Source organism: Nakamurella endophytica (genome assembly GCF_014646215.1).
Lineage (GTDB): Bacteria > Actinomycetota > Actinomycetes > Mycobacteriales > Nakamurellaceae > Nakamurella > Nakamurella endophytica.
On sequence record NZ_BMNA01000004.1, the window covers coordinates 625,650 to 641,198 of the forward strand.

Consider the following 15,549-nt stretch of genomic DNA (forward strand, 5'->3'; position numbering starts at 1 on the left):
CCGATTCATCGATCCGGCTGACCGCCGTCCACTCCTTCGCGGGCTCAATCCGCCGACGCCGTGGCATCCGTCGACGACCGTCCCTCCCGCGCACCGGCGATCATGGCGGCGCAGGCGTGCAGCAGCCATCGCCGCCGGCCGTCCGGCGTGCCCGCCGACCACGCCCGTGCCGCCGCCGCGTACTCCTGGCGCTCCCGCAGGTGTCCGGCCTCCGGCACGGTCAGGCCGCGCGGGTCGAGCCCGGTGGTGGTCATCGTCAGCCGCGCCGCTGCCCGGGCCACCACGCCGTCGGCCGCACCGAACGGTCGGAGGCGCAGCAGTTCGGCGTGCACCACCGCCACCGTGAGGACCGCCGGCCACGGTGACCCGAGCACCAGCCCGCTCAGCGCCGCGAGCCCGGCTGGCACCGCTGTCGCCGGTGGAGCGAAGGCGTCGGCCACCGCGGCCGGCAGGGGCAGGGCGGCCGGCTCGCCCGTCCTCGGCCGCCCCAGCTCCGCCGCCGGCACCAGACCCGCGGCGGCCAGGACGTGCAGCCGGGCCAGGGCCTGAGCGGGCGCACGTCGCCACACCGCTTCGAGCGCGGGCAGGGCCGCGGCGACCCGCAGGGCGCCGGCCAGGACGGGATCGTCGACGGTGACCGGCGTCCCGGCCGACCGCCCGTCGTCGTCGCCCGGCCGGACCGCGGCACCGGCGGAGGCACCGTCGAGCAGGGCGGAGCAGCGGGCCGCCCGGCCCGCCGCGGCTGCGGCCGCGGCGTCGGCGTTCCGCAGGTTGCCCGGCAGCCGGTGGACCGCCACGACGGCGCGTCCGGCCCGTTCCGCTGCCGCCAGGACCTCGTCGTCGGCGAAGGGGTCGGTCGGCGCCCCGCTGATCACCGCGCCGAGCCTACGGACGGGGCCTGCACATGACATGTCGGTGGGCCGGCGTTAACTTGCACGGGTCGGACAGGGGCGACCGGTGCGGTGCCGGTGCGTCCGTCTGCCGACCCGCCGCCCGCCGCCGCAGCAGAGGAGCCCGATGACCACCAGCGAGCCGGCCGCGACCCTGGACAACCTGCTCGCGGAGGACCGGACGTTCCCGCCGCCGGACGGTTTCGCCGCCACGGCCAACGTCACCGCGGAGGCCTACCGCCGGGCGACCGAGGACCCGGAGGCGTACTGGGCGGAGCAGGCCCGCCGGCTGTCCTGGGCGACGGAGTGGACGGACGTGCTCGACTGGACCGACGCACCGCACGCCCGCTGGTTCGTCGGCGGGGAGCTGAACGTCGCCTACAACTGCGTCGACCGGCACGTCGAATCAGGGAACGGCGAGCGGGTGGCCATCCACTGGGAGGGCGAGCCCGGCGACACCAGGACCATCACCTACGCCCAGCTGCAGGACGAGGTCTGCCGGACCGCCAACGCACTGACCTCCCTCGGGCTGCAGGCCGGCGACCGCGTGGCGATCTACCTGCCGATGGTCCCCGAGGCCGTGTTCGCCATGCTGGCCTGCGCCCGGCTCGGCCTGCCGCACTCGGTGGTGTTCGGCGGCTTCTCGGCCGAGGCCCTGCGCACCCGGATCGCCGACGCGCAGGCGCAGGTGGTGATCACGGCGGACGGCCAGTACCGGCGGGGCTCCGCAGCGCCGCTGAAGTCTGCCGTGGACGAGGCCGTCGCCGATCGGGACTCGCCGGTGCGCTCGGTCGTCGTGGTGCGCCGCACCGGGATCGACGTGTCGTGGACCGACAAGGACGTCTGGTGGCACGATCTCGTCGACGGGCAGTCGACCGAGCACACTCTGCAGGCGTTCCCGTCCGAGCATCCGTTGTTCATCCTGTACACCTCGGGCACCACCGGGAAGCCCAAGGGCATCCTGCACACCTCGGGCGGGTACCTGACGCAGGCCGCCTACACCCACTGGGCCGTCTTCGATCTCAAGCCGGAGACCGACGTCTACTGGTGCACCGCCGACATCGGCTGGGTGACGGGGCACTCGTACATCGTCTACGGTCCGCTGGCCAACGGGGCCACCGAGGTGATCTACGAGGGCACGCCGAACACCCCGCACGAGGGCCGGCACTGGGACATCGTCGACAAGTACGGCGTGTCCATCTATTACACGGCGCCCACGCTGATCCGGACCTTCATGAAGTGGGGCTCCGAGATCCCTGGCCGGTACCGGCTCGACTCCCTCCGGGTGCTGGGTAGCGTCGGCGAGCCGATCAACCCCGAGGCCTGGATGTGGTACCGGCAGACCATCGGCCGGGACCGCTGCCCGATCGTCGACACCTGGTGGCAGACGGAGACCGGGGCGATCATGATCTCGCCGTTGCCCGGTGTCACGGCCACCAAGCCCGGCTCGGCGATGACGCCGCTGCCCGGCATCTCGGCGGCGGTGGTGAACGACGACGGTGTCCGGGTCGGCCCCGGCGGTGGCGGCTACCTGGTGCTCGATCGGCCCTGGCCCGGGATGCTCCGCACCATCTGGGGTGACGACCAGCGGTTCGTCGACACCTACTGGTCCCGGTTCGCCGCGCAGGGCTACTACTTCGCCGGCGACGGTGCCAAGTACGACACCGACGGCGCACTGTGGCTGCTCGGCCGGGTGGACGACGTGATGAACGTGTCCGGACACCGGATCTCGACGACCGAGGTGGAGTCCGCGCTCGTCGCCCACCCGTCGGTGGCCGAGGCGGCGGTGGTCGGGGCGTCCGACGAGATGACCGGCCAGGGCATCGTCGCCTTCGTCATCCTCCGCGGCGACGCGGCGGCGAAGGTGCAGACCGACGGGCAGAGCGGTGCGGACCTGGTCTCCGAGTTGCGCAAGCACGTCGGCACCCAGATCGGTCCGATCGCCCGACCGCGCCAGATCATGATCGTGCAGGAGCTGCCGAAGACCCGCTCGGGCAAGATCATGCGCCGGCTGCTCCGCGACGTGGCCGAGCACCGCGACCTGGGCGACGTGACGACCCTGCAGGACTCGTCGGTGATGGAGCTGATCACCACCGGCCTGGCGAGCGGCAAGGGCGACGGCTGACGGTCGCCGCAGTCACCAGCCGCGGTGACGGGCCCGGGGTCACCGGGGAGGCCGGGCTGCGGCCGGGCAGGTCGGCTCCCGATCCGGCTCGCCGGCCGGTTCCGGCCACCCGCCACCCCGCCCGGGCGGCCGTCGCCGGCCCGAGCCGCGCGTGACCGAGCGCACACCGTCGGCGCGGCCGGCGGGAAATACTGCCTGCTCGGGAGCCGTTCTTGTCTGTGCCGGCCCTGGATGCGACGGTGAGAACCAGCAGACGGTGTCCTTGCGGACACGGCAGTCGAGCACGGGCGATGCGGTGGGTTCGATTCCCGCCGACGGCACCATCCACGGACACGTGACAGCGACGGCCCGCCGGCGACGGCGGGCCGTCGGTGTCTCCGGACCCCGCGCCGGACGCCTCCGACAACGGACCACCGGCACCCGAGCTGCCGCCGCACTCGGACTGCAGCCGCCGCCCCGTCCACCCGCGCGCGCCGGCGCCGGGCCTGCGCGCGGGTCGGCCCGTGCCCGAGCCGCTCGCGCGGTTGCCACCCGGCGGGTGCACCGGGCGTCCGTGGGACGCGCACACCGCCGCGGGTGGCCGACGGCCAGGGGTGGCGGGTGCGCCGGACCCCCCGTGGCACGATGATGGGCGCCGTCGACCAGACGTCCGGGGCGTCGAGAGCGACCGCCCGGGTACCGTCCGCCTGACAGCCGCACCGCGCGGCGAGAAAGGGGCCCTCAGATGCCCGGTGTTCCGCAACGGCCGGCGTCGTCCGTCCCCGCCACCGGCGCCCGGCCGGTCATCCCGTTGACCGCGGAGCCCATCGTGGACCCCTCGGAGTCGATCGGTGCGCTCGTCAAGGACGCCACCGTCCACATGTCGACGCTGGTCCGCTCGGAGATCGAGCTGGCCAAGCTGGAGATCACCGAGTCGGTGAAGACCGGCGTCCGGGGCGCGGTGTTCTTCATCGGCGCCGCCGTGATCGGGCTGTTCAGCATGTTCTTCTTCTGGTTCATGGTCGGCGAGATCCTGGCGATCTGGCTGCCGCGGTGGCTGGCGTTCACGATCGTGTTCGTGGCCATGCTGCTGATGGCGGGGCTGCTGGCGCTGCTGGGCCTGCGCAAGGTCAAGCAGATCCGCAAGCCGGAACGCACCATCTCGTCCCTGACAGAGACGGCCGCGACGCTGAAGTCCGCCGCCACCCACAGCAGCGATCCCAGCGCCGCCGCGCGCTGAGGAGACCTGCTCCCGGGTGACCACGGTGCCCGCCCCGACGGGACCTGACGCCGACCGCACCGCGCGCGGCGAGGGCGCGGCCGCCCGCCCGCACGACCCGGTGGACCGGTCCGTGAACGCCAACGGCATCCGCTTCCACCTCGTCGAGGCCGGGTCGGGGCCGCTCGTCCTCTTGCTGCCCGGGTTCGGCCAGACCGCGGGCAGCTGGCGCCACCAGCTCCGCGATCTCGCCGCCGCCGGGTACCGCGCCGCGGCGCCCGACCTGCGGGGCACCGGCGAGTCCGACAAGACCCCCCGCGGGTACGACGCGTTCACCCTGGCCGAGGACGTCGCCGGCCTGGTCGGCGCCCTGGGCGAGCGATCCGCCGTGCTGGTCGGCCAGGGCTACGGCGGCACGCTGGCCTTCGACGTGGCGACCATGCACCCGGACCGGGTCCGCGGCGTGGTGGCGATCGCCGCGCCGCATCCCGCCCGGCTCGCCGCACCCCGGCTGCCGTCCCGCACCCCGTACCGCCGCCTGCTCCGCTTCGCTGCCGCTCCGCTGTTCCCGGACCGGCGGCTCGCCGCGGGCAACGGCGCCCGCCTGGAACGGATCGTGCACGCCGCGGCCGGCCCGCAGTGGACGTCGACGGCGGAGTACACGTCGGCCGTCGCGGACATGCGGCGGTCCATCACCATTCCGGGGGCGGCCAAGGGCGCCGTCGAGCAGCTCCGCTGGGTCGCACGGTCCCCGTGGCGGACGGACGGCCGCCGCCACCGCGAGGCGCTGCAGAGCGGCGTGCACGTGCCGGTCCTGCACCTGGCCGGGGACGCCGACCGGTTCGTCCCGCTGGAGGAACTGACCGACGCGGCCCGGCACTGCCACGGCGCCTACCGCCTCCGGGTGGTGCCGGGTGCCGGGCACTACCCGCCCGAGGAAGCACCGGAGGTCGTCGACCGGCTGGTCGTGGAGTTCCTGCGGGCCCTGGACGGCGGCCCGACCCCAGCGACGCAGGACCGACCCGTCCGGCGGGGCCGCCACGCCGTGCCGGCCGCGCCGGACGGCACGACCGCCGGCGCACCACGACGCGGCCGGCACGAGCGCGCCGCACCCGCGGACGGCGGTGCAGCTGCCGCTGCGGACGGCGTTGCACCTCACGCTGCGGACGGCGGTGCAGCCGCAGCTGCAGACGGCGCCGGGACGGACACCGGCGGCCGGGCGCCGGTGCGTCCGCAGATGACTCTGGACGCGGCCCTGCGGGACGAACCGGGCACCGCCGGCGCCCGGGTCGACGGCCGCGACCTCTCCGCTCCGGCGGCCGCGCTCAGGACCGACCTCGCCGCAGCCGCGGTGCAGCGCGCCGCGGCGGCCGGCGACCCGCGCCCGGTGGACGACGCCGGTGCGCCGGCGGTCGATCGCCGGCAGGCCCGTCGGTCGGTCGGTCCGGTCACCGTCCGCGCCACGGACGGACCGGCGCCGGCCGGGGTCACCAGCCGGCCGGTCCGCTGAGCCGAGCGACACCTGCCGTCGGGCCCGGTCGGCCCGTCACTCGACCGCGCAGGCTCCGGTGCCGACCGCCGTGTCCGGCGCCGCCAGACCCTCGGCCAGCACCGGGGCCACCTCGGTGGCCGTGAGGGCGAACCCGACGTCCGGCTTGTCGATCGAGGCGCCGAAGACGACACCGAGGACGCGCCCGTCGGTGCCCAGCAACGGGCCGCCGGAGTTGCCGGAGCGGATCTTGATCCGCAGCGTGTACACCTGCCGGGACACGGTCGACGCCTGGTAGATGTCCGGGCCGCGCAGCGTCAGCTCCGACTGCACCCGACCGGGGCTGACCGTGTACGGCCCGTCCAGCGGGTAGCCCGCGGCCACCGCCGGGATGCCGGTGTCGGCCAGGGCCGTGTCCCAGCGCAGCCCGTCACCCCGCAGGCCCGGCACGTCCAGCACCGCGACGTCCCGCTCGGGGTCGTAGACGACGACCGTCGCCGGCAGCAGCCGGCCGCCCTGCTCGACGCCGACGGTGGTGGTGCCGGCCACCACGTGGGCGTTGGTCATCAACCGCTCGGGACCGATGACGAACCCCGATCCCTCGATCCCCCGCTGGCATGACGGCGCCTGTCCCCGCACCTTGAGCACCGACCGGCCGGCCGCCCGGACACCGGCCGTGGCGGCATCCGCCGGGTCGGGTGCGGCGACCGCGGTGTCCGGCGTCGGCGCCAACGGATCGAGGATCGCCGGGAACCCGGACTGGTCGAACAGCGCGCGCATCCGGTCGGAGATGGCGGTGGCACCGTCCGGCATGACCGCGTCGATCCGCTGCAACACCGCCGACGAGCGCACCGACGACGCCAGCCACGGGAACTGGGTGATCGAGGCCAGCGGGACGGCCACCAGCCACACCACCACGGTGACCGCGACGGTGTGGCCGACCAGCCCCAGGCCGCGGTCCAGCGCCTGCGCGGGGCGCCAGGTGATGCGGTCCGCCAGCGCCCGGCCGACCACGGTCCCGGCCCACTCACCGACCCCGACACCCAGGATCACGCAGGCGATGCCGACCGCCACCTTGGCGGCAGCGTCGTCGACCCGGTCCATCGCCAGTGGCGCGAGCCGGATGGCGACGACGGCGCCGCCGACCGCGCCGACCAGCGACACGGTCGAGCTGATGAACCCGCGGCGCAGGCCCGACCAGGCAGCACCGAGCAGCAGTGCCACCACGACGGCGTCGACCCAGGTCACGGTTCAGCCGGCGGCGGTGCGGTCGGGACCGGCGACGCCGTCCGCCTCGGCCAGGTGGCCGGCCTCCGGGTCCGGCAGCGCCCGACCCAGCGGCGGGAGCTCGAGGAACCGGCCGCGGTCCCACGGCCGGTGCCAGCCGCCCGCGCGCAGCACCGCGTCCACCAGGCCGCCGGTGAAGCCCCAGACGATCAGCCCGGCGACGTCGAACGCGGGCCCGACGTAGCCGCTGGAGTGCCGGACGCGCCCGCGGTGCGCCGGGTCGGCGAGCACGGACAGCGGCACCCGCGCCACCACCGCGGTCTCGGCGGGATCGACCGCGCGCACCGGCCCGGGCGTGTGCCAGTGCGCGACGACCGGCGTCACCAGGTACGACGACGCCCCCAGGTACAGGTCCGGCATGGTCGCGACCGGGCGGACGGAGGACGGGTCGAGCCCGGTCTCCTCCTCGGCCTCACGGACGGCCGTCGCCACGGCGTCCTCGCCGGGATCCCGACCGCCACCCGGGAAGGCGGGCTGGCCGGCGTGCGAGCGCAACGTGCCGGCCCGGCCGGTGAGCAGCACGTCCGGCCCGTCCGGCCCGTCGCCCAGCAGGATCAGCACGGACGCCCGGCGGGCCGCCGACGGCGCCGGCGGCACGCCGCCGGGGATCAGGTCGGTCAGCACCGCGCCGTCGATCCGGCCGACCAGGGGTCGCAACCACCCGGGCAGCTCCGTGTCGTCGACCAGGCGGGCGCCGACGCTCACGACGAGCCCGTCCCCGCCGACCCCCCGACCGCTGCGGCGACCTCGACGGCGTCCCCCGCCCGCGGCGCTCCGCCACCGTCCGCCCCGATCCCCTCGGCGATGTCCGCGCCGGCCACCGCGGGAGCCGGCGGGTCCCCTGCCAGGTCACCGACCCCCGCCATGGCCAGCAGGTGCGGCCGTTCCGCGCCGGTGACCAGCGGAGCCGCCAGCACCGGGTCCGTCGGCCCGGCGCCGTAGGACGGGCACAGGTCGGCCAGCACGCAGACGCCGCAGGCCGGCTTGCGGGCATGGCAGACCCGGCGCCCGTGGTAGATCGTCCGGTGGGAGAACATCGTCCACTCGGCCGGCCGCAGCATGCCGTTCAGCGCCATCTCGACCTTGACCGGATCGGACTCCTCGGTCAGTCCCCAGCGCCGGACCAGCCGCCCGACGTGGGTGTCGACGGTGATGCCCGGGACGCTGAAGGCGTTGCCGAGCACGACGTTCGCGGTCTTGCGCCCGAAGCCCGGCAGGGTGACCAGCTCGGCGAGCGTGTCGGGCAACCGGCCGTCGTACCGCTCGACGACCGCCTGGCCGAGGCCGATGAGGTTGGTCGCCTTGTTCCGGAAGAAGCCGGTGGTCCGGATCATCTCCTCGAGCTCGGTGCGGTCCGCGGCCGCGTAGTCGGCGGCCGTGCGGTACCGCGCGAACAGGGCGGGCGTGACCATGTTGACCCGCGCGTCGGTGCACTGGGCGGACAGGATGGTCGCCACCGCGAGCTCGAGCGGCGTGCTGAAGTCCAGTTCGCAGCGGGCGGCCGGGAAGGCCTCCGTCAGCCGCCCGTCGATCCGCCGCGCGCGTCGCGTCCGGGCGAGCGGCGTGGCGGGGGCGGAGGGACGGCGCGGCACCGGATCAGGTTGCCACAGCCCACCGACGGCCGCCCCGAAGATCAGCCCGCGCGGCCGCCGGCCGGCCACACGGCACCGTCGCACGGCCGTTGACCTGCGGTGGGGCCGGCAGCTCCGGCGCCGCGGGTACCTCCGACAAGCCGGTCGTGGCGTTCGCGCACCGCCGCGGACGCCATGGGGGATGATGAGCCCACCATGGCTGCGTTCCTCGTGCTCCTGTTCCCCTTGCTGCTGATGGTGTTCGCGCTGCTGATGTCCCGCGTCGAGGACCGGTTGCGCGTGGCCACCACCACGGTGACCGAGAACGAGGTCGAGGAGTTCTTCGACCAGGCCGGCCCGGACGACGTCAACGTCCTGATCCGCGAGGGCTGGGCGGGGGCACTGGACCGCTTCCGGCTGCGCCGCCGGCCGCGGGCCCGCAGGGCCCGGCGCGGCTGACCGACGGCCCCGTCCCGCCGCAGCACCCGGTCGTCCCTCGCGGGTGGCCGACCGCGGCCCGCGTCGCCGGACCGGCGCCGGAAGCCCACACTGGGGAAGTCACCACTGCGCGTGGTGAAATGTGACACACGTTTGTGGCTCGTCAGGAGGACAGGTGGAGGAAACCCTTGCCCGCGCCGGCATCTTCCAGGGCGTCGACCCGGATTCGGCGTTGGCCCTGGGGTCGCAGCTGGAGTCGGCCGATTACCCGCGCGGCAGCTCCATCTTCCAGGTCGGCGAGCTGGGCGACCGGCTCTACATCATCCTGTCCGGCAAGGTGAAGCTGGGCCGGAACAGCCCGGACGGCCGGGAGAACCTCCTGGCGATCATGGGTCCGTCGGACATGTTCGGGGAGCTGTCGGTGTTCGACCCGGGGCCCCGGACGTCCAGCGCCACCGCCGTCACCGACGTCCGGTTGGCCACCATGGACCGCGCCGCGCTCCGCGAGTGGATCACCAAGCGTCCGGAGATCGCCGAGCAGCTCCTGCGGGTGCTGGCCCGGCGGCTGCGCCGGACCAACAACAACCTGGCGGACCTGATCTTCACCGACGTGCCGGGCCGCGTCGCCAAGGCGCTGCTGCAGCTGGCGCGCCAGTTCGGTCAGCAGGAGGGGTCGACGCTGCGGGTCACCCACGACCTGACCCAGGAGGAGTTGGCCCAGCTGGTCGGCGCCTCGCGGGAGACGGTGAACAAGGCGCTGGCCGACTTCGCCCATCGCGGGTGGATCCGGCTCGAGGGCAAGACCGTCGTGATCATGGACGCCGACCGGCTGTCCCGCCGGGCGCGCTGACCGCGCGGATGGGCAGGCCGTCCGCGCGGGTCGGCCCGCTGACCGCCCGCGGTCGGACCGCTCTCAGCGGTCCGCGACGAGCACGCTGACGGATACGTCGAGGGTGGCCTCGACCGGTTCGTCGAGCGCCGCGACCCGGCGCGCCAGGTCGGCAGGATCCAGGTGCCGGGCCGCCGGACCCATCCGGACCAGCGCCGCGACGGCGGCGCGGGTGAGTCGGAGCCGGCTGCGGACCTCGGTGCGCTCGGTCGGCCGGAGCCCGGCCCGCCGCGCCCGCTGCTCGAGCGCATCGGCCTTGTCGGGGTCGATCGACAGCAGCCCGACGCGCTCCCGCAGCTCGACCAGGTGCCCCGGGCGTGGGGTGACGGCGACGAGGCTGCCGCCCGGCCGCAGCACCCGCGCCACCTCGGCCAGGTCGCGCGGAGCGAAGACGCTGAGCACGACGTCCGCGGCCTGGTCGACCAGCGGGAGCCGGGACCAGGCATCGGCCAGCACCGAGCAGGTCCGCGGGTCGGTCGCGGCGCGCCGGGCGGCGTACCGGGAGCTGTCCAGCCCCACCCCGGCGGCCCCGGGGATCCGGTCCAGCGCCGCGGACAGGTAGTGGCCGGTGCCCGCGCCGATCTCTAGCAGCACCGGCTCCCCCGTGCCCGCCGCGGAGGTCGCGGCGCCGGACCGGGACGCCCCAGCGGCGTCGGCGACGGCCACGCTGATCGGCGCGTAGTGCCCGGCACCGAGGAACTCCACCCGGGCCGCCACCATGTCCGCGCTGTCGCCGGTGTCGGTCCGCGACCGCGGTCCGAGCAGGGCGACGTAGCCCTGCCGGGCCACGTCGAAGCGATGGCCGAGCGGGCAGCCGAGCACCCTGGGCCGGCGTCCAGCGACGCCGGCGGGCCCGTCGGGGTCACCGGACAGCGGCGCACCGCAGTGCGGGCAGGCCAGCACCCGCCAGCCCGCCGACGGTCCGGGACCCGTCACGCCCGCAGGTACTCCAACTGCGCCTGGACGGACAGCACCGCCGCGTACCGCACCGCGGGGTCGACGTCCGGGTACACCGCCGCCACCACGGCGTCGGCGTCCGCCGCGGGTCCGAGGCTGTCGAGCGCCGCGCGGACCTGGTCCAGCCGCTCCCGGCGGTGCCGGGCGTACCGCCGGCACGCGGCGGCGAGATCCGGCAGCACCGGGCCGTGCGCCGGGAGGGCCGGGCCGGCGTCGAGGGCCGCGAGCCGGTCGAGCGAGGCCAGGTAGTCGGCCACCCGCCCGTCCGGGTGGGCCAGCACGGTCGTACCGCGGCCGAGCACGGTGTCGCCGGTGAGCACCGACCCGGCGCGGGCGTCGGCGCCGGTCGCGCCGCCGCCGGGCCACAGCACGTCGTGGGGCAGCAGGAAGCAGGCGGAGTCGTCCGTGTGTCCCGGCGTGGCCACCACCTCGATCACCGTCCCGGCGACCTGCAGCAGCTCGCCGTGGCGCAGCGGGTCGGATCGCCGGCACCAGGCCGGGTCGACCGCGCGGACCGGGGCTCCGGTCCGGGCGACCAGGTCGTCGACGCCGGCGGTGTGGTCCGGGTGCCGGTGCGTGATCAGCACCAGCTCGATCCGACCGCCGGCGCCCTCCACGAGCCGGTCCAGGTGTCCGGCGTCGTCGGGCCCGGGATCGACGACGACCGCGGTGGCGGCCCCGGGCGCCCGCACCAGGTAGCTGTTCGTGCCGTCGAGGGTCATCGGCCCGGGGTTCGGCGCGAGCACCCGGGTGGCCAGGGCGGTCACCCGGCGGGCGCCCGGTGGAACCGGGCCGTCCCCGTCGTCGCCGTCGGGAGCGCCGGGTCCGACCGGCACGGCGCGCTGCACCGCCAGCAGGTCCGCGAGCGACGACGTCCCGGCCAGCTCCAGCAGCACGGCCCTGGTGGGGGGCAGCAGCCGGATGCCGCCGGACGCGGCTTCGGCGAGCAGGTCGACGGGGCGCGCCCAGCGTCCCTGGTCGGCCTCCGTGGTCAGCACCCGGGCGTCCTGCCCCGCCGGCAGCCGGGCCAGCAAGAAGGCCGTGTCGTAGCGCCGGGGTGGACCGGGCGGGGTGATCCAGCGGGCCAGTGGCCGGAGCAGGTCGGTCCGCAACCACCGCTCCGCGGCGGCCAGCACGTCGGGCAGGCCGGTCCGATGCGTGGCCAGCCCGTCCCGCACGGCGTCCGCGCCGGCCGGCAGCCCGGTCACCGGGCCGTCGGCGGCCGCGCCGGCGAGCAGCACGCCGGTCTCCTCGAACAGCTCGCGCACCGCGGCCACCAGGAGTGCCGCGGCATCGGCGGCGTCGGCCGCGCCGAGCGCGTCGCGCCACCAGGACGGTGGCGGGCCGGCCCACCGGCGCACCGGCAGACGGTCGGTGGGATCCACGGCGCCGCCGGGGAAGACGGTGGTGCCCGGGGCGAACACCATCGACGGCACCCGCCGCAGCACGAACACCTCGAGCCCGGCGGACCCGTCCCGGGTCAGCACGACGGTGGCGGCCGGCCGGACGGCGTCCGGCGGCGCGCCGGCCGGGGTCATCGGTCTCGGGTGATCACCGGCGGGACCGGGACCGGTCGCCGGCTCACCGCACCCGGAGCACGGCCTCGACCTCGACCGGCGCGCCGAGCGGCAGCTCGGCCACGCCGACGGCCGACCGGGCGTGCCGGCCCTGCTCTCCGAAGACCTCGACGAGCAGGTCCGAGGCGCCGTTGATGACGCCGGGCTGCCCGTTGAACCCCTCGGCGGACGCGACGAAGCCGACGACCTTGACGACCTGCTCGACGGCGTCCAGGCCGACGGCCGCGTGCACCGCGGCCAGCAGGTTGACCGCGGCCTGGCGGGCGAAGTCCTTGGCGTCCTCGGCGGACACCTCGGCACCGACGCGCCCGGTGGCCGGCAGTGCACCGTCGACGAACGGCAGCTGGCCGGCCGTGAACAGCAGGTCGCCCGAGCGCTGCACCGGCAGGTACGAGCCGGCTGCGCGCGGCGCCTCCGGCAACGTGATGCCGAGCTCGGCGAGCCGATCCAGGGGGCCGCTCACGAGCGCTCCCGCTTGAGGTAGGCCACCAGCTGCTCGGGGTTCGGGCCGGGCACGACCTGCACCAGCTCCCAGCCGTCCTCGCCCCAGCTGTCCAGGATCGCCTTGGTGGCGTGGACCAGCAGGGGCACGGTGGCGTACTCGAAGGCCCGGCGCGGCGTGGGCGGTGTGGTCATGGACGTCACTGTAGGGCGCACCCCCGACCCTGGCGTCCGGTGCCCGCGGCGCCGTTCCCGGCCCTACTCTTGCGCGGTGGAATGGTGGCGCTGGGTCGCCGCGGCCGTACAGGCCGTGCTGCTGCTCGTCCTGGTGCTGCTGTGGTGGGACACCCTGCGGGACCGGCGCGGATGGACCTCCGGCCGGGCGGCCCGCACCGCCGCGGCCGGGTCGGTGGTGATCCCGGTCGGCGTCGTCCCGGTGCTCCTCACCCCGCCGGTCGTGGTGCTGGTGCTGTTGGCGGTCCCGGCCGTCGCCGTCGCCGTGATGGCCCTGGCAAGCTGACGCCGATGACCGGGATCGAGGGTGGGCCGGCCGCCACGGCGACGCCGTGGCCGACGGCGGGCCGGCGCGCCCGGCTGCACGTGGTGAGCGGCAAGGGCGGGACCGGCAAGACCACCGTCGCGGCCGCCCTGGCGCTGGCGCTGGCCACCGACGGCCGCCGGGTGCTGCTGGTGGAGGTCGAGGAGCGGCAGGGCATCGCCCGGCTGTTCGACGTGCCGCCGCTGCCCTACGAGGAACGCAAGATCGCCGTGGCGCCCGGCGGCGGCGAGGTGCGGGCGCTGGCGGTGGACGTCGAGGCCGCCCTGCTGGAGTACTTCGAGCTGTTCTACAACCTGGGCTTCGCCGGGCGGACCTTGAAGCGGATGGGGGCCGTCGAGTTCGCCACCACGCTGGCCCCGGGGCTGCGCGACGTGCTGCTCACCGGCAAGACCAAGGAGACCGTCACCCGGCTCGGCGGGGACAACCGCCCGGTGTACGACTCCGTCGTCATGGACGCCCCGCCGACCGGTCGGATCACCACGTTCCTCAACGTGACGGTGGCGATGGCCGACCTGGCGCGGCGCGGACCCATCCGCAACCAGGCCGACGGCGTGGTGGGCCTGCTGCACTCCGACGACACGCTGGTGCACCTGGTGACCCTGCTGGAGGACATGCCGGTCACCGAGACGATCGAGGCCGTGGACCAGCTGCGCGCGGCCGGGCTGCCGGTCGGCACGGTGATCGTCAACGCGGCGACGGACCCGAAGCTGGCGGCGGCGTCCCTCGCGGCGGCCGCGGAGGGCCGGCTGGACCTGGACCGGCTCGCCGTCGGGCTGGTGGAGGCCGGCATCGACCCCGAGCCCGCGCTGCTGGCCGGGTTGGCCCGGCAGGCCGAGGACCACGCGGTGCGGGTGCTCGCCGAGCGCGAGTGCCGGGAGCGGCTCGCCGCCACCGGCGTCCCCTTGCTGCAGCTGCCGCGGCTGGTCGACGGCGCCGACCTGGGCGGCGTCTACGAGCTGGCCGATCGGTTGGCGGAGCAGGGGGTCCGGTGAGGCAGCAACTGCGGCTGGGCGCCCTGCTGACGGACCCGCAGACCTCCGTCGTGGTCACCTGCGGCTCCGGCGGCGTCGGCAAGACGACCACCGCAGCCGCCATGGCGCTGTTCGCCGCCGACGCCGGGCGCCGGGTGGCGGTGCTGACCATCGACCCGGCCCGCCGGCTGGCCCAGTCGCTGGGGTTGGACGAGCTGGACAACGAGCCGCGCCGGGTGGAGCTCGACGGGCCGGCCGCCGAGTCCGGCGGCGAGCTGTGGGCGATGATGCTGGACACCCGCCGCACGTTCGACGAGATGATCAGCGCACACAGCTCCCCGGACCGGGCTGCGCAGATCTTCGCCAACCCCTTCTACCGGACCATCTCCACGTCCTTCTCGGGGACGCAGGAGTACATGGCCATGGAGAAGCTGAGCCAGCTGGCCGGTCGGCGCGAGTACGACCTGATCGTCGTGGACACCCCGCCCAGCAGGTCGGCGCTGGACTTCCTGGACGCGCCGCAGCGGCTGGGCTCGTTCCTGGACGGGCGGATGATCCGGCTGCTGTCCGCGCCGGGGCGGGGCGTCATGAAGGTCGTCGGCGCCGGTTTCAACGTCTTCGCGCGGGCGGTCACCTCGGTCATCGGCGGCCAGATGCTGGCCGACGCCGGCGCGTTCGTGCAGCTCTTCGAGTCCATGTTCGGCGGCTTCCGGGAGCGCGCGCAGACGACCTACGACCTGTTGCGGTCCTCGGGCACGGCGTTCGTCGTGGTGGCCATCCCGGAGCCGGAGGCGCTGCGGGAGGCGTCGTACTTCGCGGACCGGCTGCGCGCGGACCGCATGCCGCTGGCCGGGCTGGTGCTCAACCGCACCCACCCGCCACTGGCCGACCTGCCGCTGGGCACGGCCACCTCCGCCGCGGAGGAGCTAACGCGGGAGGCGCCGCTGGCGGCCGGGGTGCTGACCGTGCACGCGGACCGGCTCACCGTCCGCGCGCAGGAGCTGCGGATGCGGTCACGGTTGAGCCGGGCGCACCCCGACCTGGACGTCGTCGAGGTCCCGGCGCTGCCGTTCGACGCGCACGATCTCCCGCAGCTGCGGGAGATCGGCGAGCAGCTGACCGCGCACGGCTGACCCGGGCGACCGGTCCGGGCCCGG

Annotated in this window: 16 protein-coding genes; 8 read left to right on the forward strand and 8 right to left on the reverse strand. The window is 75.6% G+C overall.

Translation table 11 applies throughout. The features are described 5' to 3' along the window. Positions 1 to 44: 44 nt before the first annotated feature. Positions 45 to 875: a Fic family protein gene (locus IEY37_RS13315; RefSeq protein ID WP_229674386.1), complete on the reverse strand. Its 831-nt coding sequence runs from the start codon at positions 873 to 875 to the stop codon at positions 45 to 47. A gap of 142 nt (positions 876 to 1,017) precedes the next feature. On the opposite strand from IEY37_RS13315, the gene acs reads away from it, so the two are divergent. From acs to IEY37_RS13330, 3 genes are all read left to right on the forward strand, one after another. Further along, entirely contained in the window at positions 1,018 to 3,015 is a 1,998-nt protein-coding gene (acs, locus tag IEY37_RS13320; protein ID WP_188942174.1) for an acetate--CoA ligase, read from the forward strand. A 724-nt stretch (positions 3,016 to 3,739) separates the two neighbouring features. Continuing rightward, entirely contained in the window at positions 3,740 to 4,234 is a 495-nt protein-coding gene (locus IEY37_RS13325) for a phage holin family protein (RefSeq protein ID WP_188942176.1), read from the forward strand. 16 nt (positions 4,235 to 4,250) lie between these two features. After that, positions 4,251 to 5,723 (forward strand): alpha/beta fold hydrolase, encoded by a 1,473-nt coding sequence (locus tag IEY37_RS13330; RefSeq protein ID WP_229674387.1) that lies wholly within the window; start codon positions 4,251 to 4,253, stop codon positions 5,721 to 5,723. Positions 5,724 to 5,759: 36 nt separating this feature from the next. On the opposite strand, the gene IEY37_RS13335 is transcribed toward IEY37_RS13330, so the two are convergent. Genes IEY37_RS13335 through nth form a run of 3 tightly spaced genes read right to left on the reverse strand, consistent with a single transcriptional unit; the run spans position 5,760 to position 8,581 of the window. Then, positions 5,760 to 6,950 carry a MarP family serine protease gene (locus tag IEY37_RS13335; protein WP_188942178.1) on the reverse strand — a complete coding sequence of 397 codons (1,191 nt, stop codon included), beginning with the start codon at positions 6,948 to 6,950 and terminating at the stop codon, positions 5,760 to 5,762. Positions 6,951 to 6,953: 3 nt separating this feature from the next. Beyond that, the gene (locus IEY37_RS13340; protein ID WP_229674388.1) at positions 6,954 to 7,694 is read right to left on the reverse strand and encodes an NUDIX hydrolase; all 741 of its coding nucleotides are present in this window, start codon (positions 7,692 to 7,694) and stop codon (positions 6,954 to 6,956) included. Further along, a complete protein-coding gene (nth, locus tag IEY37_RS13345) occupies positions 7,691 to 8,581 on the reverse strand; it encodes an endonuclease III (protein ID WP_188942180.1) in 891 nt (296 codons plus the stop codon). Before nth ends, IEY37_RS13340 begins: the two co-directional genes overlap by 4 nt. A gap of 195 nt (positions 8,582 to 8,776) precedes the next feature. On the opposite strand from nth, the gene IEY37_RS13350 reads away from it, so the two are divergent. Beyond that, entirely contained in the window at positions 8,777 to 9,019 is a 243-nt protein-coding gene (locus IEY37_RS13350; RefSeq protein WP_188942182.1) for a hypothetical protein, read from the forward strand. Between the two features lie 154 nt (positions 9,020 to 9,173). After that, positions 9,174 to 9,848 carry a Crp/Fnr family transcriptional regulator gene (locus IEY37_RS13355; protein ID WP_188942184.1) on the forward strand — a complete coding sequence of 225 codons (675 nt, stop codon included), beginning with the start codon at positions 9,174 to 9,176 and terminating at the stop codon, positions 9,846 to 9,848. A gap of 63 nt (positions 9,849 to 9,911) precedes the next feature. Here IEY37_RS13355 and IEY37_RS13360 read toward each other — a convergent pair whose 3' ends face one another. From IEY37_RS13360 to sp36, 4 genes are read right to left on the reverse strand one after another with little or no spacing between them, the layout of a single operon-like run. Next, complete coding sequence (locus IEY37_RS13360; protein ID WP_188942186.1) at positions 9,912 to 10,823, reverse strand: methyltransferase domain-containing protein; 912 nt, start codon at positions 10,821 to 10,823, stop codon at positions 9,912 to 9,914. After that, entirely contained in the window at positions 10,820 to 12,382 is a 1,563-nt protein-coding gene (locus IEY37_RS13365; protein WP_188942188.1) for an MBL fold metallo-hydrolase, read from the reverse strand. Before IEY37_RS13365 ends, IEY37_RS13360 begins: the two co-directional genes overlap by 4 nt. 43 nt (positions 12,383 to 12,425) lie before the next feature. Next, positions 12,426 to 12,884, reverse strand: coding sequence for a RidA family protein (locus IEY37_RS13370; RefSeq protein ID WP_188942190.1), 459 nt, complete (start codon positions 12,882 to 12,884; stop codon positions 12,426 to 12,428). Continuing rightward, a complete protein-coding gene (gene sp36 / locus IEY37_RS13375) occupies positions 12,881 to 13,057 on the reverse strand; it encodes a Sp36 family protein (RefSeq protein WP_188942192.1) in 177 nt (58 codons plus the stop codon). Before sp36 ends, IEY37_RS13370 begins: the two co-directional genes overlap by 4 nt. 76 nt (positions 13,058 to 13,133) lie before the next feature. On the opposite strand from sp36, the gene IEY37_RS13380 reads away from it, so the two are divergent. Genes IEY37_RS13380 through bagB form a run of 3 tightly spaced genes read left to right on the forward strand, consistent with a single transcriptional unit; the run spans position 13,134 to position 15,525 of the window. Next, positions 13,134 to 13,382, forward strand: coding sequence for a hypothetical protein (locus IEY37_RS13380; protein ID WP_188942194.1), 249 nt, complete (start codon positions 13,134 to 13,136; stop codon positions 13,380 to 13,382). 5 nt (positions 13,383 to 13,387) lie between these two features. Then, positions 13,388 to 14,413: an ATPase BagA gene (bagA, locus tag IEY37_RS13385; protein WP_188942196.1), complete on the forward strand. Its 1,026-nt coding sequence runs from the start codon at positions 13,388 to 13,390 to the stop codon at positions 14,411 to 14,413. After that, positions 14,410 to 15,525 (forward strand): ArsA family ATPase, encoded by a 1,116-nt coding sequence (gene bagB, locus IEY37_RS13390; RefSeq protein WP_188942198.1) that lies wholly within the window; start codon positions 14,410 to 14,412, stop codon positions 15,523 to 15,525. Before bagA ends, bagB begins: the two co-directional genes overlap by 4 nt. Positions 15,526 to 15,549 lie beyond the last annotated feature (24 nt).

Excerpts from the sequence above, each read along its gene's own strand:
- bagA (WP_188942196.1), top strand. The coding sequence starts at position 13,388 with ATGACCGGGATCGAGGGTGGGCCGGCCGCCACGGCGACGCCGTGGCCG.
- acs (WP_188942174.1), top strand. The coding sequence starts at position 1,018 with ATGACCACCAGCGAGCCGGCCGCGACCCTGGACAACCTGCTCGCGGAG.
- sp36 (WP_188942192.1), bottom strand. The coding sequence starts at position 13,057 with ATGACCACACCGCCCACGCCGCGCCGGGCCTTCGAGTACGCCACCGTG.
- IEY37_RS13365 (WP_188942188.1), bottom strand. The coding sequence starts at position 12,382 with ATGACCCCGGCCGGCGCGCCGCCGGACGCCGTCCGGCCGGCCGCCACC.
- IEY37_RS13325 (WP_188942176.1), top strand. The coding sequence starts at position 3,740 with ATGCCCGGTGTTCCGCAACGGCCGGCGTCGTCCGTCCCCGCCACCGGC.
- IEY37_RS13350 (WP_188942182.1), top strand. The coding sequence starts at position 8,777 with ATGGCTGCGTTCCTCGTGCTCCTGTTCCCCTTGCTGCTGATGGTGTTC.